The sequence below is a fragment of the Streptomyces sp. Q2 genome (assembly GCF_056820935.1).
Genome location: NZ_JBXEJE010000023.1, coordinates 149,302 through 170,582 on the forward strand (window position 1 = coordinate 149,302; position 21,281 = coordinate 170,582).

General features: G+C 72.1%; 18 protein-coding genes. 2 read left to right on the plus strand and 16 right to left on the minus strand.

All coding sequences use genetic code 11. From position 1 onward, the window contains the following. Window positions 1-51 precede the first annotated feature (51 nt). The 5 genes from ACWBNA_RS25930 to ACWBNA_RS25950 all read right to left on the minus strand — a co-directional run bounded on the left by ACWBNA_RS25930 (window position 52) and on the right by ACWBNA_RS25950 (window position 7,831). Complete coding sequence (locus ACWBNA_RS25930) at window positions 52-1,323, minus strand: PP2C family protein-serine/threonine phosphatase (protein ID WP_482706911.1); 1,272 nt, start codon at window positions 1,321-1,323, stop codon at window positions 52-54. Next, the gene (locus tag ACWBNA_RS25935) at window positions 1,324-3,870 is read right to left on the minus strand and encodes a serine/threonine-protein kinase (RefSeq protein ID WP_482706912.1); all 2,547 of its coding nucleotides are present in this window, start codon (window positions 3,868-3,870) and stop codon (window positions 1,324-1,326) included. A gap of 25 nt (window positions 3,871-3,895) precedes the next feature. Further along, the gene (locus ACWBNA_RS25940) at window positions 3,896-5,227 is read right to left on the minus strand and encodes a hypothetical protein (protein WP_482706913.1); all 1,332 of its coding nucleotides are present in this window, start codon (window positions 5,225-5,227) and stop codon (window positions 3,896-3,898) included. A gap of 88 nt (window positions 5,228-5,315) precedes the next feature. Then, on the minus strand, window positions 5,316-6,389 hold the full coding sequence (locus ACWBNA_RS25945; protein ID WP_482706936.1) for a glutamate ABC transporter substrate-binding protein: 1,074 nt from the start codon (window positions 6,387-6,389) through the stop codon (window positions 5,316-5,318). Window positions 6,390-6,403: 14 nt separating this feature from the next. Next, entirely contained in the window at window positions 6,404-7,831 is a 1,428-nt protein-coding gene (locus ACWBNA_RS25950; RefSeq protein WP_482706914.1) for a hypothetical protein, read from the minus strand. Window positions 7,832-8,087: 256 nt separating this feature from the next. Here ACWBNA_RS25950 and ACWBNA_RS25955 point away from each other — a divergent pair, with 256 nt between their 5' ends. Then, window positions 8,088-8,705, plus strand: a complete 618-nt coding sequence (locus tag ACWBNA_RS25955) for an AAA family ATPase (RefSeq protein WP_482706915.1) — start codon at window positions 8,088-8,090, stop codon at window positions 8,703-8,705. Here the strand turns inward: ACWBNA_RS25955 and ACWBNA_RS25960 are convergent. From ACWBNA_RS25960 to ACWBNA_RS25990, 7 genes are all read right to left on the minus strand, one after another. Beyond that, window positions 8,690-9,661, minus strand: a complete 972-nt coding sequence (locus ACWBNA_RS25960; protein WP_482706916.1) for an N-acetylglucosamine kinase — start codon at window positions 9,659-9,661, stop codon at window positions 8,690-8,692. The two genes, ACWBNA_RS25955 and ACWBNA_RS25960, sit on opposite strands and share 16 nt — an antisense overlap. After that, window positions 9,652-10,917, minus strand: coding sequence for a 6-phospho-beta-glucosidase (locus ACWBNA_RS25965; RefSeq protein WP_482706917.1), 1,266 nt, complete (start codon window positions 10,915-10,917; stop codon window positions 9,652-9,654). Before ACWBNA_RS25965 ends, ACWBNA_RS25960 begins: the two co-directional genes overlap by 10 nt. Window positions 10,918-10,924: 7 nt before the next feature. Beyond that, entirely contained in the window at window positions 10,925-11,818 is an 894-nt protein-coding gene (locus ACWBNA_RS25970; RefSeq protein ID WP_482706918.1) for a carbohydrate ABC transporter permease, read from the minus strand. A gap of 2 nt (window positions 11,819-11,820) precedes the next feature. After that, window positions 11,821-12,789, minus strand: coding sequence for a carbohydrate ABC transporter permease (locus ACWBNA_RS25975; protein WP_482706919.1), 969 nt, complete (start codon window positions 12,787-12,789; stop codon window positions 11,821-11,823). Then, the gene (locus ACWBNA_RS25980; RefSeq protein ID WP_482706920.1) at window positions 12,789-14,120 is read right to left on the minus strand and encodes an ABC transporter substrate-binding protein; all 1,332 of its coding nucleotides are present in this window, start codon (window positions 14,118-14,120) and stop codon (window positions 12,789-12,791) included. Before ACWBNA_RS25980 ends, ACWBNA_RS25975 begins: the two co-directional genes overlap by 1 nt. A gap of 99 nt (window positions 14,121-14,219) precedes the next feature. Then, window positions 14,220-15,431, minus strand: coding sequence for an ROK family transcriptional regulator (locus ACWBNA_RS25985; RefSeq protein WP_482706921.1), 1,212 nt, complete (start codon window positions 15,429-15,431; stop codon window positions 14,220-14,222). 278 nt (window positions 15,432-15,709) lie between these two features. Further along, a complete protein-coding gene (locus ACWBNA_RS25990) occupies window positions 15,710-16,807 on the minus strand; it encodes a mechanosensitive ion channel family protein (protein WP_482706922.1) in 1,098 nt (365 codons plus the stop codon). 339 nt (window positions 16,808-17,146) lie between these two features. Between ACWBNA_RS25990 and ACWBNA_RS25995 the strand changes: the two genes are divergently transcribed. Next, window positions 17,147-17,683 (plus strand): HNH endonuclease, encoded by a 537-nt coding sequence (locus ACWBNA_RS25995; RefSeq protein WP_482706923.1) that lies wholly within the window; start codon window positions 17,147-17,149, stop codon window positions 17,681-17,683. A gap of 64 nt (window positions 17,684-17,747) precedes the next feature. On the opposite strand, the gene ACWBNA_RS26000 is transcribed toward ACWBNA_RS25995, so the two are convergent. The 4 genes from ACWBNA_RS26000 to ACWBNA_RS26015 all read right to left on the minus strand — a co-directional run. Further along, complete coding sequence (locus ACWBNA_RS26000; RefSeq protein ID WP_482706924.1) at window positions 17,748-18,389, minus strand: hypothetical protein; 642 nt, start codon at window positions 18,387-18,389, stop codon at window positions 17,748-17,750. After that, window positions 18,386-19,669, minus strand: a complete 1,284-nt coding sequence (locus ACWBNA_RS26005) for a hypothetical protein (protein ID WP_482706925.1) — start codon at window positions 19,667-19,669, stop codon at window positions 18,386-18,388. Before ACWBNA_RS26005 ends, ACWBNA_RS26000 begins: the two co-directional genes overlap by 4 nt. A 65-nt stretch (window positions 19,670-19,734) precedes the next feature. Continuing rightward, the gene (locus ACWBNA_RS26010) at window positions 19,735-20,523 is read right to left on the minus strand and encodes an ABC transporter ATP-binding protein (protein WP_482706926.1); all 789 of its coding nucleotides are present in this window, start codon (window positions 20,521-20,523) and stop codon (window positions 19,735-19,737) included. A 40-nt stretch (window positions 20,524-20,563) separates the two neighbouring features. Next, window positions 20,564-21,281: zf-HC2 domain-containing protein (locus tag ACWBNA_RS26015; protein WP_482706927.1), on the minus strand; the 718-nt coding region annotated here is incomplete at its 5' end.

Genomic DNA, 21,281 nt, shown 5'->3' on the forward strand with positions numbered 1-21,281 from the left:
TGGACGGACCGGTCCCCACCGGCCCGCCCGAAACTTCCCCGTGTGCGGCCCTCAGGCCGATCCTGCCCCCTGCGGCGGGGCCGGGAACGGCACGACGGCCACTGTTACGTTGTCGTGGCCCCCGCCGTCCAGGGCGTGGCCGACCAGAACACGGGCGCTGTGCAGGGGCCGCACGGCGGCGTCCAGCGGCAGCACCTCGGCCATCTCCTCGGCCGCCTCCGCGTAGTTCCACAGACCGTCGGTGCACACCACCACCACACCGGGCCGGTCCGGTTTGAAGGAAGCGGTGTGCGGCTCCAGCTCGTAGGCGTCCGCGCCGAGCCAGCCGGTGATCGCGTGAGCACGCTCGTCGGCGTACGCCTCCGCCTCGTTCATCAGGCCCGCGGCGACCATCTGCGCGGCCCACGAGTCGTCCTCGGTGAGCCGGGCCGGGGGAGCGCTGCGGTCCACCGGCACCCAGTAGGCGCGGCTGTCGCCGACCCAGCCGACGACCAGCAGCCCGGACGTCACGACCGCGCCGACGAGGGTGCAGGCGGGGGCGTTCTGGTGCGGGGCGTGCTCGCGGGCCGTGGCGGGTTCCTCGGCCAGCGCGTTGACCGCCTGCGAGGCGGCGAGGATCGCGTCGTGCATGGCCTGCTGCGGGTGCGTGCCGTGGGGCAGCGCGGCCAGCAGCGTCTCGGTCGCCACGCGGGACGCGGCCAGCGAGGCGTCGTCGGGGCGGGTCGCCGAGGACACGCCGTCACAGACGATCGCCACGACCGCGGCCGAGCCGTCGGGCAGCGCGGCACAGCCGAGGCCGAACGCGTCCTCGTTGCGGTGGTGCCGCAGACCTCGGTCACTCACGGCGGCCACCGGGCCGATGTCCTGCTCCATGTGGTCGCGCTCCCGAGGCTGGGCATGCCCGCAGTTCTCGCAGTATCCGTCGCTGTCGACCCGGCCCGCCCGGCACGCCACGCACACCTTGACGCCCTCGGGCGGGGTGGACACGTCGGCGGTCACGCGCGGGTCCGGTGCCTGCAACGGATACTCGTCGGGCTCCGGCGCCCGGTCGAACCGTACCCCCGAAGCGGGGGACATCGGGGAACCGGTGAAGGGCGGCTGCGGTGAGCCCGCGAGCGGCGGCGCCGGCGGCACGGCGGGCGCGCCGGCCGGCGGGGGCGCCGAGCCACCGTTCATGGCGATGGTCGGGTGGTCGCCCGGCGGCGCCGGTACGGCGGACAGGTCGTATCCGCACGCACCGCAGAAGCGGTCACCCGACTCGAGGGGTTCCTCGCAGCTCGGACACCTCGACAGGGCGGTCTGCTGGGGCATCTGCGACATCAACTACACCCATGTCCGGGGGCGGTAACGGTTGGCTCGTTCCACCAGGTCGATCCTCTCCTCGCCGCCCGACGCCAGCCGGGCCAGCGTGCGGTACGAACGCTCCAGGCCGAAGCGCAGACCTCGCTCGTCCAGGCCGCTGCCGAGCAGCATCCGCCCCCCGGCGGCAGGGGGAGGGGCGGAACCCTGGCTACCGGAGAGTATCCAGTCCAGCGCACAGCCGAAGACCTCCGCGGACAACTGCTCACGCCGCGCGGGGTCCAGACCGTACGCCTCCAGGGCCTCGACCTGTGCGGCGGCCGCCGTCAGATCGTCCAGGAAGAGTACGTCGGAAGCGACCGCGGTGCGCTGCCGCAGCCGTGCCCGGACGGCCGCCACGCGCGCGGCCGTGTAGTGGATGGACGACTCCGGAACCGACTCCAGCGTGCGCACGGCCCCCTGCCGGTCGCCGGTGGCGAGCTGGACGCGGGCCAGGCCGAAGGCGGAGCTCACATAACTGGGGTCGGTCGACCACACCAGGCGGTAGTACTCGGCGGCGTTGTCGAGCTGCCCGAGCACCTCCGCGCACAGGCCGAGGGCCAGCTTGGGGGCGATCTCGCCGGGAAAGGCGTCGTAGATCGCGTCGAAGCCGAGCGCGGCGGCCTCGTGGTCGCCGGCGACGAGCGCCGCGACACTCCGGTACCACACGACCCGCCAGTCGTCGGGCCGCTCCTTCTCCAGCTCCAGCAGGGCCTGGTGCGCGGTGGGCGCGTCGCCGTTCTCCAGCCAGGCCCGGATCTGCCGCAGCCGCGTCTCGGCCGACCGGGCCGGAGCGGCGGCGATCGCCCCCAGCAGCTCGGCCGGCGCGGTGGTCATCAGACCGGCGAGGAACCCGGCGTTGGGGTCGGACGGATCGACGTGCGGCACCGGCAGGGCGAGCGCGCCGGCGGCGGCGTCGACCGGCTTGACCAGGCCGGGAGCGAGGGCCGCTCCGTTGCCGGCGGGAAGGGGCGGGGCGGCGGCGGGCAGCAGGGAGGCGGCGGAGGAACGCCGCCGCCGGGTGGGCACGGGCCGTGCCCCCAACCGCGACACCTCGCCGTCCAGCTTCGGGAACAACTCGGCGTCCGTGACCCGCACTTCGGGCCCGAACAGCGTCGACAGGGCCGGCCGGGCCCGCCCCGACTGCAGCGAGACGACCTCGCGCAGGACACCCGTCAGCTGTTCCGCCATCTCCTGCGCGGAGGCGAACCGGCGGGCCGGATCCGGGTCGGTGGCGCGGACCAGCAGCCGGTAGAAGGACTCGTACTGCCGGAACACCTCGATGTTGTCGGGGTCCGGCAGGGAGTCCACGAAGACGTTCGTGTAGCCCTGGAAGTCGAAGGTGAGGACGGCGAGGGTGCGGGCGACGGTGTAGAGGTCGGACGCCACGGAGGGGCCGACCTCGGCGACCTCGGGCGCCTGGTAGCCCACCGTGCCGTAGATGGCCGACTCCTCGTCGTCCATCCTGCGCACCGCGCCCATGTCGATCAGCTTGAGCTGGTCCTCGGTCTGGATCGCGTTGTCGACCTTGAAGTCGCAGTACAGCAGGTTGCGGCTGTGCAGGTGCCCGAGGGCCTCCAGCGCCTCGATGCCGTACGCGCACGCCTGCTCCACCGGCAGCGGGTCCCGCTTGCCCTGGGGCGTGCGGCGGGCGTTGGCGATCTCCTTGAGGGACTTGCCGCCGACGTACTCCATGACGATGTACCCGTCCAGCGAACCCGTCCGCTGGTCGAGGTGCTCGACGAAGTTGTAGATCCGCACGATGTTGGCGTGCTCGATCTCCGCGAGGAAGCGCCGCTCGGAGATCGCGGCCTCCATCGCGTCCTGGTCGCCGGTGTCGAGCAGGCCCTTGAGGACGACCCAGCGGTCGGAGACCGCCCGGTCCACGGCGAGGTAGACCCAGCCGAGCCCGCCGTGCGCCAGACAGCCCGCGACCTCGTACTGGCCGTGCACGACGTCGGCGGCCTTCAGCTTCGGGACGAAGGAGTACGGGTGCCCGCACTTCGTGCAGTAGCCCTCCGTGCGCCCGGGACTCTCGCCGCGCGAGCGCCCCACCGGCGCCCCGCAGTCGGAACGCGAGCAGAACCGCTTGCGCTCGGGCACCTCCGGGTTTTCCAGGACCATCGCGCGCGGGTCGGGCCGCGGCACACCCGGCACCTCGACCAGGCCCGCGCCGAGCCGGCCGCGGGAGGAGGAGCCGGTGCCGGAGCCGGAGCTGCGCACCGACACCGAGCGGCCCGTGGACCGGCCGGACACCGAGCGCGACAGCCGGCCCGACACCGAGCGCCGTGACTTGGCCGACTGCGACGACGTGCGGGAACTGCGGCTGCTGGAGCGGGAACTGCCGCTGCCGGAGGAGCCCCTGGAGCCCCGGCCGCCGGCGGTGATCCCGGTGGGCGGCGAGCCGACCATGCCGGTCCTGGAGACGACCGGGGCGAGACCGCACGTGTCGCAGTACAGCTCGCCGCCGCCGACGTCCTCGTACGTCCCCTCGCAGCCGGGCCGCTGACAGGGCTGTTGTGCCTGACTCATGACGACGCCGCCCCCCTTCTGTCGCTCATGCTCCGGGCCCCCTACGGTCCTGTGGCCCGCCCGGCTCCGGCACCCTCGGGGCGGCGAGCAGTTCGGCGGCCGCGTGCTGGTAGCGCAGCACGGCCTGTTCGGCGACGCGCAGGTCGCAGGGTGCGCTCCACAGCATGCGGCGGGCCGCGTCGTACCGCTCCACGAGGAGCGAGTCCTCCGCGAGGCCGTGCCGGGCGACCTTCGCCTTGTACGCGTCGAGGCGTCCGCGCAGCTCCGCGCGGACCGCCAGGGGCTGGGTGACCGCGGTCAACGACTCGCGGGCACGCAGCAGTTCGTCCTCCGCCTTCTGCTCCAGGGACTCAAGGAGCGGTGAGAGGCGGTGCCACTGGGCGTGTCGGCGGTACTCGGCGGCCGTCGCCAGCTGCTCCTGCAGCGCGGTCGGCGGGCCGCTGACCACCGGCACCTCCGTCGCGGCGATCTTCGCGAGGACCTCACCGCGCGCGATGCGGGCCTCGGCGAGGGTGCGGTCCGCGCGCGAGAGGACGTCCCGCAGCTTGACCAGCCGGGCCTCCGCGTCCTGCCGGACGGTGAGCACGGCGTCGATCTCCCTGCGCACGTCCTCCAGGGCGCGCGCCTCACGGTCGTACACCGTGGTGTCGGGCTTGCCGCCGCCGGGTGCCGAACTGCCCGGCGTCGGAACCCAGAACGCCAGCGGGTCGGACACGACCTGCTCGCGCAGCGTCGTCAGTGTGCGCGTGATGCGCTCCAGGTCGTCGCCCGCGTGATGCTCGCCGGGGCGTACGCCGACGGAGTGCGCGAGCCGGAGGGTGCGCTGGAGCTCGGCGGCCAGGAGATCGATACGGGCGGGCAGCGCCGACCAGACGGCGTCGGCGGCGACGACCATGTCCAGCGAGGTGGCGTACAGCTCGTTCATCCGGTCGACGAGCGTGACCAGCGAGAAGCGTTCGCTGAGCTTGGACGGACCGCCGTGCAGGGTCGGCGCGTTGGCGGTCGCCGTGGCGGATCCGGCGACCGTGACGGACTCGCCGCGCAGCAGGTCGGTCAGCTCCACCAGGTCCTCGCGGCTGGACCAGCGGCGCCGGGCGCGGATGTCACGGGCGGAGCGCAACGCGTCGCTGTAGGCGTCGAAATACGCCCACAGCAGGGTGATCGACGCCTCCGCGGCCTGCCAGCGCTCCTTGGTCACGCCGGTGAGCTCGGCGCCTTCGAGGAGTCTGCGGCCCGCGTGGTCCTGCAGGGCGAGGAGCGAGGTCTCGATGGCCTCGTGCTCCGCGCCGAGCCGCGCCAGCGCACGGTCCACCTCGTCCCGGTCCATCACCGGCCCGGCGGGGTCCGTGACGCCCATCGATCACCTCTCGCTGCGTCGTGTTTCGTGTCAGTCGTCTGAAAGGGTCCGTAGGAGTGGGCTGTCGACGACCGCGGCCGATGGTGCGTCAGCTCGTGCGCAGGTACTGCGGTGCGGGCGGTTCCGACGTCGAGGAGTCCTTCCCCAGTGTCGCCGAAAGCCACCTGTCGTACGACGCCTGCCAGCCGTTCGCGGTGTCCTTGCGGTAGTCCACGAGAACCTGGTTGACCCGGCGTACCAGATCGTTGGCGCTCTTCTTCATCGCCACGCCGTAGTACTCGGTGGTGAAGGGCTCGCCCTTCAGCATGACCGTCGGGTCCTGGGCGGCCTGGCTCGCGGCGAGCGCGCCGTCGGTCACCACGGCGTCCACCTCGCCGAGTTGGAGCCGCACCAGGCAGTCGAGCTGGTTGGGAACCGTGGTCCGCAGGTCGGCGGAGGAGACGAGGTCGCCCGCTTGCTTGTCGTTGACCAGCTTGGTGTTGGCTGTGGAGCCCTTCGCCGTGCAGATCCGCTGCTTGGCGAGCGAGCCGTCGTACCCGGTGATCTTGGAGGACTTGGAGGCCAGCACCTGCTGGCCGGTCTTGAAGTAGGGCGCGGAGAAGGCGACATCGGCCAGGCGTTTGCAGTTGATCGTCATCGTACGGACGATCATGTCGACCCGGCCGTCCTTGATCGCCGGGATGCGCTGGTCGGTCGGGATCGCCTTGAACTGGACGGCGTTCGGGTCACCGAGTATGTCCTGGGCGATGCGGTGGACCAGGTCGATGTCGAAGCCCTCAAGGGCCGCGTCCTGACCGCTGTTGGGGTCGCGGTAGCCCCAGCGGTAGCTGTTCTGGTCGACGCCGACGATCAGCTTGCGCTTCTCGCCCGTGCGGTTCTTGATCTTCTCGATGGTGCTGCCGTCCGCGGTCGACGGGGACAGCGTCTGCTTCTCGGGGGCCTTCGCCATCTCGTCCGTGGTGCAGCCCCCTTCCGCGCGTGCCTGAGCGCCGTACGCGAGGCCCGTGCCGCCCGTGCCCGTGCTGCCGTCGCCGGGCGACTCGATCAGCGGCAGCAGCATCACGAACGCCACCGCCAGGGCGCAGACGACCGCCATCGCGCCCACCCCGCCCCAGCCCTTCAGGCCGGTCCGCAGTCGTCGCCCTCGGGTCCACCGCCGCATCGTCACGCCCCCTCTCACCGGTACTCCGACAGCCTGCGGCCGATGCCGAGCACCGCGCCGGCCGCGCCCAGGACCGCGAGGACGGCCGCGCCCACCGTCAGCCCGGTCATCGCGTCCACGCCGTCACCGGCCGCCTGCTCGAACTCGGCGTTCTCGTGTGCGATCGCCTTGGCGAGGTTCGCGTCGACGCTGTCGAAGCACTCGCCGGTCGCGCCCTTGGCGCCGATCACCCGCTCCAGCGCCGCCTGGTAGTTGCCGTTCTCGTCCTGGGCGCGGGCCGCGGTGTGGCGTTTCTTCCACTCGGTCATGTTGCCGACGGCCGCGGTGACCGGCTGCTCGCCCGTCTTGTCGTCGGCGAGTTTCTCGGCCTCGGTGAGGCCCTTGGCGAGGGTGTTCATCTCCTCGCCGAAGTCGTGGTCGTAGGCGTCGTAGGTCTTGCCGCCCACCTCGACCGTCTCGGCGCCGCGGGCCACCAGGGTCAGGTTCTCGCTGCCGCGGGCCTTCAGGGAGGCGATGCGGGCGTCGTGCAGGACGTTCAGCGAGCGGACGCCGTGGTCGTAGGAGTCGTCGAGGGCCGCGCGGGCGACGCTGTGGCCGACGACCAGCCAGAGCAGGACCACGGTGGCGGTGGCGGTGGCGGCGACCAGGCCGTGGTTCAGGACGCGGTTGGTGCGCCGGTAGCTGCGGTGCTGGGCCCAGGCGAGCGCGGACAGCGCGAGGACGCCGAGGCCGATCGCCGCCCAGGGGTAGGGCGTGGCGTCGGCGTAGTCGGCGCTCAGACGCTCGTTTTCCTTTTCGTAGAGATTCTGGGCCGCCGGGAGCATCTGCCCCTGCATCTTCTCGTTGGCGTACCGCAGATAGGCGCCGCCGACCGGGAAGCCCTGGCGGTTGTACGTCCGCGCCCGCTCGACCAGGCCCTTGTACTCCGGCAGCAGCCGGTTCAGCTTGGTCACGGTCGCCGCGGCCGGTGAGCCGGGGTCGGAGTTGGCGGCGGCCTGGACCAGCCCCTCGGCGGCGGCGTCGATGTCCTTCTCGTACGTGTCGCGAGAGGCGGCCGTCTCCTGGCCGCCGGCCAGGAAGCCGCTGGAGGCGGCGGTGTTGGCGTCGGCGAGCGAGCGGTAGATGTCGGCCGCCGCCGAGCTGAGCGGCTGGCTCTTGTTCAGCACGTCGTCGGCGGCGGTGGACCGCTCGGCCGTCTGCCAGGCGGTGACGGCGCCGAACGCGACGACGAGCAGGGCGAGGAGGGCGCCGATGATGCGCAGCCGGCCGGGCTCGGTGGTGGCGGCGGCCCGCAGCTGGTCGACGCCCTCGGCGAAGGCGGTACGGCGGGGCTGCTCGGGCTGGGCGGGAGGAACGGGCCGGGCCGGACTGCCGTTTCGCGCGGGGTCGCCGTGCCGCACCGACGGCACCGGCCCGCCCGGCTGCGGCGGAACCGCCGGCATCGTGGGCACACCGGAACCCGGTGGTGGTGCCGCGCTGCTTTTCGGCGGGTGTGTCACTGTTGACCTCCCCCATGGTCATCCGTCGCGGCAAGTATCGCTGCCGGGACCGACATCCGCACCGGCCTTGGCTGGATCTTGATCTGATCGCAGCGTGTGCCTCGGCGGTGCAGCCTCTTCCCGCACCACCCCCTGCCCATGAATACGCCGGTGGATTGGGTTCGGTTCCCTCGCGGGGCGCCCGCGTACTGTCGCCGGCATGGGTGGTGCGCGGATGGTACTGATCGGCGGGACGTCGCACGTGGGCAAGTCCACGGTCGCCCGGGCGCTCGCGGCCCGGCTCGGGTTCGAGCACGTCTCGACGGACGGCCTGGCACGGCATCCGGGACGGCCCTGGCGGACACCGGAGAGGGAGGTCCCGGCCCAGGTCTCCGCCCACTACACCACCCTCACGGTCGACGAGCTGATCGCGTCGGTTCTCGGCCACTACGAGAGGCTGTGGCCGCGGGTGGAGGAGCTGATCCGGACCCGCGCCGCCGACAACGCCTCCCGAGCGGGTCTGGTCCTCGAAGGGTCGGCTCTCTGGCCCGCCCTCGTGGCGCGGCTGGAGGTCCCGCACACGGCTGCCGTGTGGCTCACGGCGGACGACACCGTCGTACGCGCGCGCGTGCACGCGTCCGGTGGCCACGACGAGGCGAGCGAGAGGGAACGCCTGCTCATGGACGCGTTCCTGGCGCGGACCGTCCGCTACCAGGCGCTCATGGTGGCGGCGGTCGACGACCTGGGCCTGGTGCGCCTCGACGTCGGCGACGGCACGCCCGTCGCCGACCTGGTCGGCACCCTGCTCGCGGCCGTCCGGGCTCAGGCCTCGAAGTAGGCCCGCACCCGGGCCTGCACCTGTGTGGGAGACCCCATCCGGTCCAGACCCAGCAGGGCCGCGCCCAGTACCGGACTCGCGGTCACCACCTGGGGTACGGCCTTGGGCGCCCGGGCCGCCAGCAGGTCACGTACGCCGTCGTCCAGTTGGGGATGGCGGGCGGCCAGGACACCGCCGCCCAGCAGCACCGGTGTCTCCTCCTCCAGCAGGTCGAGCCGGGTCAGCGCCACCGTGGCCATGGTCACCACCTCGTCGGCCAGGCGGTCGACGAGGCCCCGGGCCGCGGTGTCGCCCGAGGCGGCCGTGGCGAACAGGACCGGCGTCAGTTCGTGGCGGCGGGCGGGGGCGAGGTGCTCCAGGTGGAGCGCCTCGACGAGGGCGTACACGGAGGGCAGGCCGAAGTGGGCCGGGAGGGTGTGCGCGAGGGCCGTGGCGGGCCCGCGGCCGTCCTCCGCGCGGGAGGCGTGCCACAGGGCTTCCTCGGCGAGGCCCCAGCCGCCGCCCCAGTCGCCGGAGACGCGGCCCAGCGCGGGGAAGCGGGCGGTGCGGCCGTCGGGGCGCATGCCGACGCAGTTGATGCCGGCGCCGCAGACGACGGCGACCCCGCGCGGCTCGGTGACGCCCGCCCGCAGCACGGCGAACGTGTCGTTGCGGACCTCTGTACTCGCCCCCCACCCGCGCGCGTGCAGCGCGGCCGCCAACTGCTCCTCCTCGACGGGGAAGTCGGCGTTGGCCAGGCACGCGGAGACGTGCTCGACCGCCACGACCCCGGCGGTGGTGAACGCCCGCGTCACCGCCTCCGCCACCTTGTCCACCGCCGCCTCCACGCCCACCACGGGCGGCCGGAACCCGCCGCCGCGGGCCGTGGCGAGGACCGTTCCGTCGGCCGCCACGACCGCGACGTCGGTCTTGCTGTTGCCCGCGTCGACGGCGAGGACACTTGCGGTCAGGCCCACGCGAGATGCTCCCGGTTGTGTGCGATCAGCTGGTCGGTCAGGGTCTCGGCGTACGCGTACTGGCCGACCAGGGGATGGGCGAGCAGCGCCCGGAACACCCGGTCGCGGCCACCGCGCAGCGCGGCGTCCAGCGCCAGGTCCTCGTACGCCGTCACCTGCGCCGTCAGGCCCGCGTAGAGCGGGTCCACGGCCGGCACGGGCAGCGGCGTCGCGCCTTTGTGGCCGACCGCCGCCTGCACCTCGATGACGGCGTCGTCCGGGAGGAACGGCAGCGTGCCACGGTTGTACGTGTTCACCACCTGGTAGGGGCTGCCTCCCCCGCCGAGGAGCCCGGCCGCGAGATCCACCGCCGCCTCCGAGTAGTAGGCGCCGCCCCGCTGGGCGAGGAGCTCCGGCTTCTCGTCCAGGGCCGGGTCGGCGTACATCTCCAGCAACCGCCGTTCCATCTTTGCCACTTCGGCCGCCCGGGACGGCTTGGTGCGCAGTTCCCGTACGACCTCGTCGTGCGCGTAGTAGTAGCGCAGGTAGTACGACGGGACCACGCCCAGGCGGTCCAGGAGCGGGCGGGGCAGGTGCAGGTCGGCGGCGATCGGGTCGCCGTACTCGGACAGCAGCTTGGGCAGGACGTCCTCGCCCTCCGGGCCGCCCAGGCGGACGCCGGTCTCCCAGGTGAGGTGGTTCAGGCCCACGTGGTCCAGGTGGACCTCCCGGGGCGCCACCCCGAGCATCCCGGCGAACTTCCGCTGGAAGCCGATCGCCACGTTGCACAGGCCGACCGCCTTGTGGCCGGCCTGGAGCAGGGCGCGGGTCACGATCCCGACCGGGTTGGTGAAGTCGATGATCCAGGCGTCGGGGTTGGTACGGCGGACCCGTTCCGCGATGTCGAGGACCACCGGGACCGTGCGCAGCGCTTTGGCGAGGCCGCCCGCGCCCGTCGTCTCCTGGCCCACGCAGCCGCAGTCCAGGGGCCACGTCTCGTCCTGCTGTCGGGCGGCCTGGCCGCCGACGCGGAGCTGCAGCAGCACGGCGTCGGCGCCCTCGACGCCCGCGTCGAGGTCGGCGGTCGTCACGATCCGGCCGTCGTGGCCCTGCCGGGCGAAGATGCGGCGGGCCAGAGCGCCCACCAGCTCCAGCCGGTCCGCCGCCGGGTCCACCAGGACCAGTTCCTCGATGGGCAGGGTGTCCCGCAGACGGGCGAAGCCGTCGATGAGTTCGGGGGTGTAGGTCGAGCCTCCGCCGACCACGGTGAGTTTCATGTCTGGCTCAACCCTTTACTCCGGTGAGGGTGACGCCCTCGACGAACGCCTTCTGGGCGAAGAAGAAGACGAGGATCACGGGGGCCATGACCAGCACGGTCGCGGCCATGGTGAGGTTCCAGTCGGTGTGGTGGGCGCCCTTGAACGACTCCAGGCCGTAACTCAGGGTCCAGGCGCCGGGGTTCTCGGACGCGTAGATCTGAGGGCCGAAGTAGTCGTTCCACGCGTAGAAGAACTGGAAGAGGGCGACCGCGGCGATGCCCGGCTTGGCCATCGGCAGGACGACCCTCAGCAGCGTGCGCAGCTCCCCGCAGCCGTCCACCTTGGCCGCGTCCAGGTACTCGTTCGGGATGGTCGTCAGGAACTGCCGCAGCAGGAAGATGGTGAACGCGTCACCGAACGCCATCGGGATGATCAGCGGCCACAGCGTGCCCGACAGGTCCAGCTGCTTCGCCCAGAACAGGTACATCGGGATGACGACCACCTGTGGCGGCAGCATCATCATCGAGATCACCAGCATCAGGGACAGGTTGCGGCCCCGGAAGCGGAACTTGGCCAGGGCGTACGCCACGGGGATCGACGACACCACGGTGAGGACGGTGCCCGCGCCGGCGTACAGCAGGGTGTTCTTCCACCAGGTCAGGAAGCCGGGCGTGTCGAAGACCTTGGCGTAGTTGCCCCACTCCCAGGTGTGCGGGATCAGATCGCGGCTGAGGGCCTGGGAGTCGCTCATCAGCGAGGTCAGGAAGACGAACACGAAGGGGAGCGTGAAGAAGAGGGCCGCGGCGACGCCGAAGGAGTGGATCGCGACCCATTGGAGGGCGGTTCTGCGGCGGGCCGTGCGTTCGGCGGGCGAGGGCGCCGCCTTCAACTCCACGGGTTTGTCGAGTACTTGGGTCATGGTCAGTCACCTGCCTGGATGAGACCGCCCCGGCGCCGCATGAGCAGCGCGGTGAACGCCATCGACAGCGCGAAGAGCACCAGGGCCACCACACAGGCGGAGCCGTAGTCGAAGCGCTGGAAGCCGAGGTTGTAGACGAGCTGGGGGAGGGTGAGCGTCGACTTGTCCGGGTAGCCGGGCTCGAACTGGGTGCCGGCGCCCTGGATCACGCCCGAGGCGACCTTTCCGGCGATGAGCGGTTGCGCGTAGTACTGCATCGCCTGGATCACTCCGGTGACCACGGCGAACATCACGATCGGAGAGATGTTCGGCAGGGTGACGAACCGGAACCGCTGCCAGGCCGAGGCCCCGTCCAGCTCGGCGGCCTCGTACTGCTCCCGCGGTACGTCGAGCAGCGCGGCCATGAAGATGACCATCAGGTCGCCGATGCCCCACAGGGCGAGCAGGGTGAGGGCCGGCTTGGACCACGAGGGGTCGTTGAACCAGCCGGGGGCCGGCAGGCCGATGCCTTCGAGGATCGAGTTGACCGGTCCGGTGCCGGGGTTGAGCAGGAAGGCGAAGGCCATGGTGGCCGCCACCGGCGGGGCCAGGTACGGCAGGTAGAAGAGGGTGCGGAAGACGCCCGCGCCCGTCTTGATCTTGGTGATCAGCAGGCCGACGCCGAGACCGAAGGCGACCCGGAGGGTGACCATGATCAGGACCAGCCACAGGGTGTTGCGCAGGGCGGGCCAGAAGAGGGGGTAGTGCTCGAAGACGTACGTCCAGTTCTTCGTTCCGCTCCACGTCGGCGGTTTGAAGCCGTCGTAGTGCATGAAGGAGAAGTAGACCGTCGAGATCAGCGGGTACGCGAAGAAGACCGCGAAGCCGATCAGCCAGGGCGACATGAAGGCGAGGGTGCGAAGCGCCTGTTTCCGCTGTTTCGCGGCGAGGCCGGGCGGGCGGCGCTTCGACGTCAGCGTGAGCGTGCTCATCACTTGGCCTGGGCGATGTCCGTGTCGATCTGCCGCGCCGTGCTCGCGAGACCCGCCTTGAGGTCCTTGGCCTTGCCGCTCTCGTACTCGTAGCCGAACTGCTGGATCGTCGCGAGGTACACGCCGCCGTTGACCGAGGCCGGGGAGGTCGTGGAGTTCGGGTTCGCGGCGATGTCCAGGAACGTCTTGAAGCGCGGGTCGTACTTCAGGTCCGGCGACTTGAGGGCCGCCAGGGTGGACGGCACGTTGTGGATGGCGTTGGAGAAGTTCACCACCGCGTCGGTGTCCGTGGTGATGTACTTGACCAGCTCCCAGGCCGCGTTCTGCTTCTTGCTGGTGGCGGCGATGCCGGCGATGGTGCCGGTGATGTAGCCCTTGCCGTACTGGTCGGCCCGGTCGTCGGGGACGGGCAGCGGGGCCACGCCGATCTCGAAGTCCGGCTTGGCGTCCAGGGCCATGCCCAGGCGCCACTCGCCGTCCAGCTGCATGGCGACCTGACCGGTCTGGAAGGGGTGCTTGGGGCCCCACTCGTCGCCGAGGGTGGAGCGGTACTTCTCCAGCCGCTCATAACCGCCGAGTTCGTCGACGAGCTTCTTCTGGAGGGTGAATCCGGCCCGGAACGCCGGGTCCTTGGCGAGGTTCGACTTGCCGCTGGAGTCGAAGTAGGTGGGGGAGAACTGCCCGAGGTAGTGCTCGGTCGTGGTCTCCCAGCCGTGGTAGTTCGGCATGAAACCGAGCTGCTTGTAGCTGTCGCCGTCGTCGATCGTCAGCTTCTTGGCGTCGGCCTCGAACTCGGACCAGGTCTTCGGCGGGCTGTCGATGCCCGCCTTCTCGAAGGCGGTCTTGTTGTAGTAGAGGCCGTAGGCGTCGCCCAGCAGCGGGACGCTGCACCGGTTCCCGTCGTATTGGGTGTACTCGTTCATCGCCTTCGGGAAGGTCTTCTCCGGGTCGATTCCCGACTTCTCGAAGAGGGGGTTGAGATCGACCAGGGCGCCCGACGAACAGAACTTGCCGACGTTGTTGGTGGTGAACGACGAGATCACGTCGGGAGCCTTGTCGCCGCCCGTGCGCAGCGCCTGGTTCATCTTGTCGTCGGTCATGTTGCCGACGACGTTGACGTGGATGTTGGGGTGCGCCTTCTCGAAGCCGGCGACCAGCGTCTGCACGGCCTTCACCTCGGCGGGCGCGCTCCAGGCGTGCCAGAAGTTGAGGGTCGTCTCCTTGGCGGCGTCGTCGCTCGCCTCGGAGCCGGACTGGCCGGTGCAGGCGGTGGCGAGGAGGGCCACGGAGGCGGCGGCAGCGAGCGCGACTTTTCTTGACATTCCGGGCATGACGGGGTCTCCCTAGGGCAGGGCGGGGCAAGGGTGGTGGATGTCCGAGCGTGCGGGGCTTGTGATGAGGGCGAGGGTGAAGGTGAGGGGGCCTGGGGCTCAGCGCGAGGTGTCGAAGACCTCGTCGCGGGTGGCCGCGAGCGCGCTCTCCAGCGCGCCGCGCAGCACGGGGTGTTCCTGGACGTCGCCGACGACGAGCCGGGGCCGGGTCGCGGCCAGCTCCTCCAGTTCGGCCTGGACGAGGGCGCGCAGCGGTTCCCCGCCACTGGTGAGCGAGGCGCCGCTGAGGACGACGAGCTCGGGATCGAGGACGGAGACGAGCGAGGCGAGGCCGGTGGCGAGGTGTGTCGCGTACGCCTCCAGCAGGCGCCGGTGCGGACCGTCGTCGGCCTCGGCGGCGCGGGCGACGAGGGCGGCGGCGACCTCGGCGTAGGGGCCCGACGGGATGTTCCGGACGCCGAGTTCGCGGGCCAGCTTGGGGATCGCCTGCGAGCCGGCCAGCTCCTGGTAGCCGCCGCTGCCGGCCTTGCTGACCTGCCGGACCAGGGGGGTGCCCGGCACCGGAAGGAAGCCGACCTCGCCGGCGCCGCCGGTCCAGCCGCGGTGCAGGCGGCCGCCGAGGACCAGGGCGGCGCCGAGGCCGCCCTCGTTCCACAGCAGGACGAAGTCGGCGTGTCCGCGGGCCGCGCCGAGCCGCTGCTCGGCCACCGCCACGAGGTTCACGTCGTTCTCGTACTCGACCGGCATGGGCAGCGTGGCGGCGAGTTCGTCGAGCAGCGTGGGGGAGTGCCAGCCGGGCAGGTGGGAGGCGTAGCGCAGGCGGCCGGTGTTGGGGTCGAAGGCGCCGGGGGTGCCGATGACGAGCCGCTGCACGTCACCGCGGGCGAGGCCGGCCGCCTTGACCGCGCCGTCGAGGGCGTCGGCGACCTGTTGGACGACGGGCTGGGTGGGACGCCGCCCCGGGGTCGGGAGCTCGTACGTCCCCACCGTGCGGCCGGTGATGTCGGCGACGGCGGCACGGACGCGCTCGGGGGTGACGTCGAGCCCGGCGGCGTACGCGGCGGCCGCGTTGACCTCGTACAGCTGGGCGTTGGGCCCCGGGCGGCCCTCGCTGGTGCCGGTCGCGAGGACCAGCCCGGATGCCTCCAGGCGGGCCAGGAGCTGGGACGCGGTCGGCTTCGACAGGCCGGTGAGCTTGCCGATCCGGGTGCGGGACAGCGGCCCGTGCTCCAGCAGCAGGTCCAGGGCGGCACGGTCGTTCATGGCGCGCAGGACGCGCGGGGTGCCCGGCGTACCGGCGGTTCCTGCCATGGGTCGACACCTGCCTTTCCGTCGTCCAGGTTCCCAGTGATCACACCGGGAAGTCCATCTCGGAGTGATTGTTAGGAAGGTTTCCTGTCTTGTGGTCTGGACCATAGGACTGGCGTGAAGCAGTCGTCAAGAGACCGCCGCCGAGGCAACACAGTCGTTACCTGCCGGGGTGTGGCGGTGGTGGGGCGGTTGCCGGGCGTGGCCGGAATGCGACACGCGAGAGGGGGCGCCCGGAAGATTCCGGGCGCCCCCTCTCGTACGGCTCCTCCGTGCGGCTCCTACTTCGCCACGCTCGGCGGCGTCAGCGGCGTGGCCGCCTGCGCCTGGGGCGACGCCGTGTTGGAGTACGCCGACGGGGGCGCGACGCCCGCCGTCGGGTCGGCGTCCGGGTCCTCGGCCGCCAGGACGGTCGCGCCGCCGACGATCGGGATGTCCGCCGCGTCGAAGGCGTGCTTGATGCGCCAGCGGAGCTCGCGTTCGACGGTGAGGGCCTTGCCGGGCATCGTCTTGGCGGAGACACGGACGACCATCGAGTCGAGCAGGACGCTGTCCAGGCCCAGTACCTCGATCGGGCCCCACAGGAGCTCGTTCCAGGGCTCCTCCTTGCTCATCTTCTCGGCGACCTCGTTCAGGGTCCGCCGCACCTTGTCGAGGTCCTCGCCCGAGCGGACGGTGACGTCGACGCCGGCCGTGGCCCAGCCCTGGGAGAGGTTGCCGATGCGCTTGACCTCGCCGTTGCGGACGTACCAGATCTCGCCGTTGTCGCCGCGCAGCTTCGTGACGCGCAGGCCCACCTCGATGACCTCGCCCGAGGCCACGCCCGCGTCGATGGTGTCGCCGACGCCGTACTGGTCCTCGAGGATCATGAAGACACCGGACAGGAAGTCCGTCACCAGGTTCCGGGCGCCGAAACCGATCGCCACGCCCGCGACACCGGCGGACGCCAGCAGCGGGGCGAGGTTGATCTCGAAGGTGCCGAGGATCATCAGGGCCGCGGTGCCGAGGATCAGGAAGCTCGCGACCGAGCGGAGCACCGAGCCGATCGCCTGGGAGCGCTGACGGCGGCGCTCCACGTTCACCAGCAGGCCGCCGAGCGAGCTGCCGTCGACCGACTGCACCGAACGGTTCATGCGGTCGATCAGCTTGGTGATCGCCCGCCGCACCACGACTCTCAGGACCGTCGCTATGACCAGGATCAGCAGGACTCTCAGGCCGATCGCCAGCCAGGTGGACCAGTTCTGCTCGATCCAGCCGGCGGCGTTCGTCGCGCTCTCCTGAGCATCCTCGAGCGACGGCACCGCCGGAGTGGTCGGCGTCTCGGAGGGAGACGGCGACGGCGACGAACCGGCGGCCAGTAGGACGGCGGACAAGGACACGGCAGGTACCTCCAGTGCAGCGGTCCGCCCCTCCGGCAGCGGTCAAGGTCGTCCAGTCGTGCTTCAAGGTCACGGAAAGGTCACCGGTGGGGCAGACCCACCACACTATCGGGGCAACGTGTGTGGATCGTTGCAATGTTCGAGGGAGAGACCGCTTTCACCTGGGGATGAACAGGTCGGATGAACAACTCGTGATCCTGGGGATGAACCAGATGTGGTCGAAAACACTCCCAGCCCGTTACCGGGACATGGTGGCGTTTCCACCAGGCATGAGGGGAGACTGACTACGAAATCGTCCCGGCGCGAGCCACGCGCCGCCGGCGTCCAAGGAGGCCATCCGTGCCGCATGTCCTGGTCCTGAACGCGTCGTACGAGCCGCTCGGCGTCGTACCGCTCCGCCGCGCGCTCATCCTCGTCCTCGAGAACAAGGCCGTGTGCCTCGAGGAGTCCGGCGCCTTCATGCACAGCGCGACCGTCACAGTCCCCGCACCCAGCGTGGTCCGGCTCAAGCGATTCGTCCGGGTTCCCTATCGGGGGCCCGTTCCTCTGACCCGGCGGGCACTGTTCGCCCGTGACGGGGGCCGGTGCATGTACTGCGGTGGCGTCGCAACCAGCGTCGACCACGTCATCCCGCGCAGCCGCGGGGGCAAGCACGTCTGGGACAACGTGGTGGCCTCGTGCCGCCGCTGCAACCACGTGAAGGCCGACCGGCATCTCGTCGAGATCGGCTGGCGGCTGCGCCACAAACCCGCCCCACCCACCGGCCTGGCCTGGCGCATCATCGGGACCGGCCACAGGGATCCGCGCTGGATGCCGTACTTGCAGCCATTCGGCGCCGACGACGCCTTGGCCCGGATCGAGGGCATTTCCGCCTGACATCGATCCGGGCTTTCGCATATCCGCTGTCGGTGACGGCCCCACGTCCAGGCGTGGGGCCCCTTCAGGCCCGCGCTCCCTCCGCCCGCGCCCCCCGTACGAGGTACAGCGCCCCTCCCACCACGAAGGCCGCCAAGGCGGCGGCCCAGGCGCCCGTCTCCCCGCCCGGCCGCACCGGCCAGGCCCACACCGCCGTGCCGACGACACCCCGCCCACCGGCCGCCCCCAGGTACACCGCGCTGACGTAGCCGAAGGCCGGCAGCCAGCTCAGCCGGGCGCCGAGCAGGGCGGCCGCGGCCGCGGTGAGGCCCGTGGAGCCGAGCGTGTTGCGGATCATCGCGGGCGGCCCGAACACGGACGCGTGCCCGAGCACCGCCACCGACAGGAGGGCCGCGGCAAGCACCGTGAGGGTCAGGAGATGTGCCAGACGCCGCCACCACCAGGGCTGTACGGCCGTACGGTCCAGCTCGTCGGACGCGGTGTACAGGCTCGACCCGATCACCGCGGCGGCGAACAGCGGGGCCAGCGCCACGACCGGCACCCGCCGCTCCGGATCCACGTAGGCGTCCAGCCCGTGCGCCGCCCACACGGCCAGCCCGGCGGTGGCGAAGAGCACGACGAGGGCGCGCGGGACGGTGCGCGAGCGGGCGTAGAGAAGCAGTCCGGCGGCGCGCGAGCGCTCGTGGTGCACGGAGAGGTCGCTCACAGCGCCGGCACCCCACTCGGCGTACACTCGTCCGCCGTCGCGAAGTACTCCGACAGCCAGGCGCGGCGTTCCTGCTCGCCCATCGCCTTCAGACGGGCGCGGGCCGCGAGCCGGGCCTCGTACTCGACGCGATCGGCCTCGCTTCTCCTGGCGAGGTCCTCGTCGAAGTATTTCTCCCTCGGTCGGGGCGCCAGATAGTGCCCGACGGCGTCGTCGATCCGCCACAGCCGCACGTCCACCTCGTCGCACTCGACCCGGCCGTACAGCGCCGTCCCGGCCTCCCATGCATATTGCTTCGGATCGGTGAGCCGGCCCCGTACGACGGCCCAGCCGATCGGCGCGAGCATCGGCGTCACCGCCTCGTCCCGCGCCGGCCGGCCCGGCCGGTCCTCGAACCGCACCGGGAGGTTCTGTACGCCCTCCAGACGACCGGTGAGCCCGGACAGGGCGTCGCTGACCTGTGGCAGGAGCCCTGCGTAGCGGGCGTTCACGCAGATCTGCGGAGTGGTGGAGGTGTCGCACACCTGACGGCGGGCGATCGAGTTGGTGTGCCACAGGCCGTCCCCGGTCTGCACCAGCAGCACGCCTGCGGCGGTCGCGGCGGCCAGCGGCAGCAGGGCGACGGAGCGATGACGGGCCGCGTACGCGAGGACCGCGGCGACCGCCAGACCGCCCGTCCACACCATCATCGCCACCGGCTGCCACCACACGGGGACCGTGGTGGTCACGCCGTCGACGACGGGCGACAGAGGGGCGAGAGCGCCGCGGCCGTCGTACGACAGGACACCGAGGAGGACGTACGCGCCCACCGCCAGCAGCGGTGCCGTCAGCCGCCAGGCCACCAGCAGCCCCACGACCTGGCCGGCCACGGTGGCAGCCGCCAGCACGACCGCGTCCGTGAGCGGCACGACCAGGTACGGCGTGTCGCCCGTGGCGCAGTACCACGTGGCGAGCAGTGCGAGAACGACCGCTACCGCGTACCCGGCGACCACCCACAGCACCAGTGGCAGCGCCGACGCCAGCAGCCGGGCGAACGGCCTGCGCGCGGCCGTCGCCATCAGCTCTTCGGTACGGCGTCGGCGCTCGCGTCCGCCCTGCCAGCAGCCCGCGGCCAGGGCCATCGGGACACCCAGCAGCCCCGCCGCCGTGTGCAGCTGTTCGCGGGTCTCGGCCCAGCCGCCCTGCCACTGCGTCGAGTTGACGGCCGACGTGACCGTGAGCGTCAGCAGGACGGCGGCCCCCGCCCAGGGACCGAAGCCGCGGACGACCTCGGCGCGCAAGGGGTGCGGCGGGCTCTGCGGTTTTCTCTGAGGTTCTCTCTCAGGTTTTCTCTCGGCCACGAGGGTCATCGCGCCGTCCCTTCCAGCGTCGGGGCCGGAGCCGTGGACGCGCGGTGGGCGCGCAGGGCCGCCGTGTAGCCCCGCTCGATCGGGTTGTCGCCGGCGCCGTCCGCCGACTCGCCGAGCGCGGCCAGCGACTCGGGGGTGCCGCGGTAGGCGACCCGGCCCGTCTCCACGAGGGTGACCCCCGTGCAGGCCGCCGCCACGTCCTCCACCAGGTGGGTGGAGACGATGACGGTGGACGAGGCGCCCAGCTCGCGCAGCAGCTCGCGGAACTCCACGCGCTGCTCCGGGTCGAGACCGGCGGTCGGCTCGTCGAGCAGCAGCACGTCGGGGTCGTTGACGATGGCCTGCGCGATGCCGACACGGCGGACCATGCCGCCGGACAGCGTCCTGACCTTCGCGTCGACGCGGTCGGCGAGACCGACCCGGGCGACGGCCCGTTCGACGGCGGCCGGGGTCGCGGCGGCGGGCATCTCCTTCAGCCAGGCCACGTACGCCACGAACTCCCGCACGGTGAAGCCCGGGTAGTAGCCGAACTCCTGCGGCAGATAGCCCAGCCGCCGCCGCACCGCGGCCCGCCGCCGGTGGTCGCGGACGTCGTCCCCGAGCAGTTCCACCCGGCCGCCGGCCGGTGCCGCGACGGTGGCGAGGACCCGGATCAGCGAGGTCTTGCCCGCCCCGTTCGGGCCGAGGAGCCCGTGCACACCGGGGCCGAAGTCGAGGTCCACCGAGTCGAGGGCGACGGTCCTGCGGTGCCGGACGTGCAGCCCGGTCACTCGTATCGTGCTCAACGGTTCTCCAGACGTGGAGGCGAGGAGTGCGGGGCCGTGTTCACGGCCTCTCCAGGCGGTCGTGGGCGGGACGGCGGGCGGCCAGCAGTACGGCGCACAGGACGGCAGCCGCCGCCCAGCCGCCCTGCGCCGGGGCGCCGTCGAGGCAGTACGCGAGCTGCTCGGACAGGCGGGCCGTCAGCCGGCCGCCGGGCGCGACGAGCGCCGGGGCGAGGACGACGGACAGCCAGCCGCCACCGGTCACGGCCGCCGCCGCCCGCCAGCCGAGGTAACCGGCCAGGGTCAGCGAGGCCAGCGTCAGTGCGAGACCCGGCAGCAGCCAGGCGGCCGCGCCCGGGGCACCCGAGGACGGCACCAGTACTCCGGCGAGGGTCAGCAGCGGCAGACTCACCGCCAGCACGGCGGCCGTCCGCGTCAGCACCAGCCGCAGCCCCGCGGACGGCGTGGACGCGGCGATCTCGTGCAGCGGATCGGCGTGCGACCCGTAGGACAGGGCGACCCCGACCACCGGCACGACAGGCGCGATCGCCAGCAGCAGGGGCCGGGCGCCCGCGAAGTCGGCCCCGTACGCGAGAGCGACGGCCCCGAACGCCACGAGCAGCACGGCCGGCAGCCAGGCACCCCGCACGGCGGGACCCGCGGCCCACAGGACGCGGGTGAGGTGCGAGCCGATGGGGAGGCCGAGGTGCCGGGGAGGCCGGGCGCGGGCGCTGGCGGAGGGGCGGGAGGGCGCCGGTGTCGCGCGCGCCGGAACCGCC

What these genes read in the sequence shown, in the direction of transcription:
- ACWBNA_RS25935 (WP_482706912.1), bottom strand. Translation starts at nt 3,870, where the DNA reads ATGAGTCAGGCACAACAGCCCTGTCAGCGGCCCGGCTGCGAGGGGACG.
- ACWBNA_RS25940 (WP_482706913.1), bottom strand. Translation starts at nt 5,227, where the DNA reads ATGGGCGTCACGGACCCCGCCGGGCCGGTGATGGACCGGGACGAGGTG.
- ACWBNA_RS25945 (WP_482706936.1), bottom strand. Translation starts at nt 6,389, where the DNA reads ATGCGGCGGTGGACCCGAGGGCGACGACTGCGGACCGGCCTGAAGGGC.
- ACWBNA_RS25950 (WP_482706914.1), bottom strand. Translation starts at nt 7,831, where the DNA reads ATGCCGGCGGTTCCGCCGCAGCCGGGCGGGCCGGTGCCGTCGGTGCGG.
- ACWBNA_RS25955 (WP_482706915.1), top strand. Translation starts at nt 8,088, where the DNA reads ATGGGTGGTGCGCGGATGGTACTGATCGGCGGGACGTCGCACGTGGGC.
- ACWBNA_RS25965 (WP_482706917.1), bottom strand. Translation starts at nt 10,917, where the DNA reads ATGAAACTCACCGTGGTCGGCGGAGGCTCGACCTACACCCCCGAACTC.
- ACWBNA_RS25970 (WP_482706918.1), bottom strand. Translation starts at nt 11,818, where the DNA reads ATGACCCAAGTACTCGACAAACCCGTGGAGTTGAAGGCGGCGCCCTCG.
- ACWBNA_RS25975 (WP_482706919.1), bottom strand. Translation starts at nt 12,789, where the DNA reads ATGAGCACGCTCACGCTGACGTCGAAGCGCCGCCCGCCCGGCCTCGCC.
- ACWBNA_RS25980 (WP_482706920.1), bottom strand. Translation starts at nt 14,120, where the DNA reads ATGCCCGGAATGTCAAGAAAAGTCGCGCTCGCTGCCGCCGCCTCCGTG.
- ACWBNA_RS25985 (WP_482706921.1), bottom strand. Translation starts at nt 15,431, where the DNA reads ATGGCAGGAACCGCCGGTACGCCGGGCACCCCGCGCGTCCTGCGCGCC.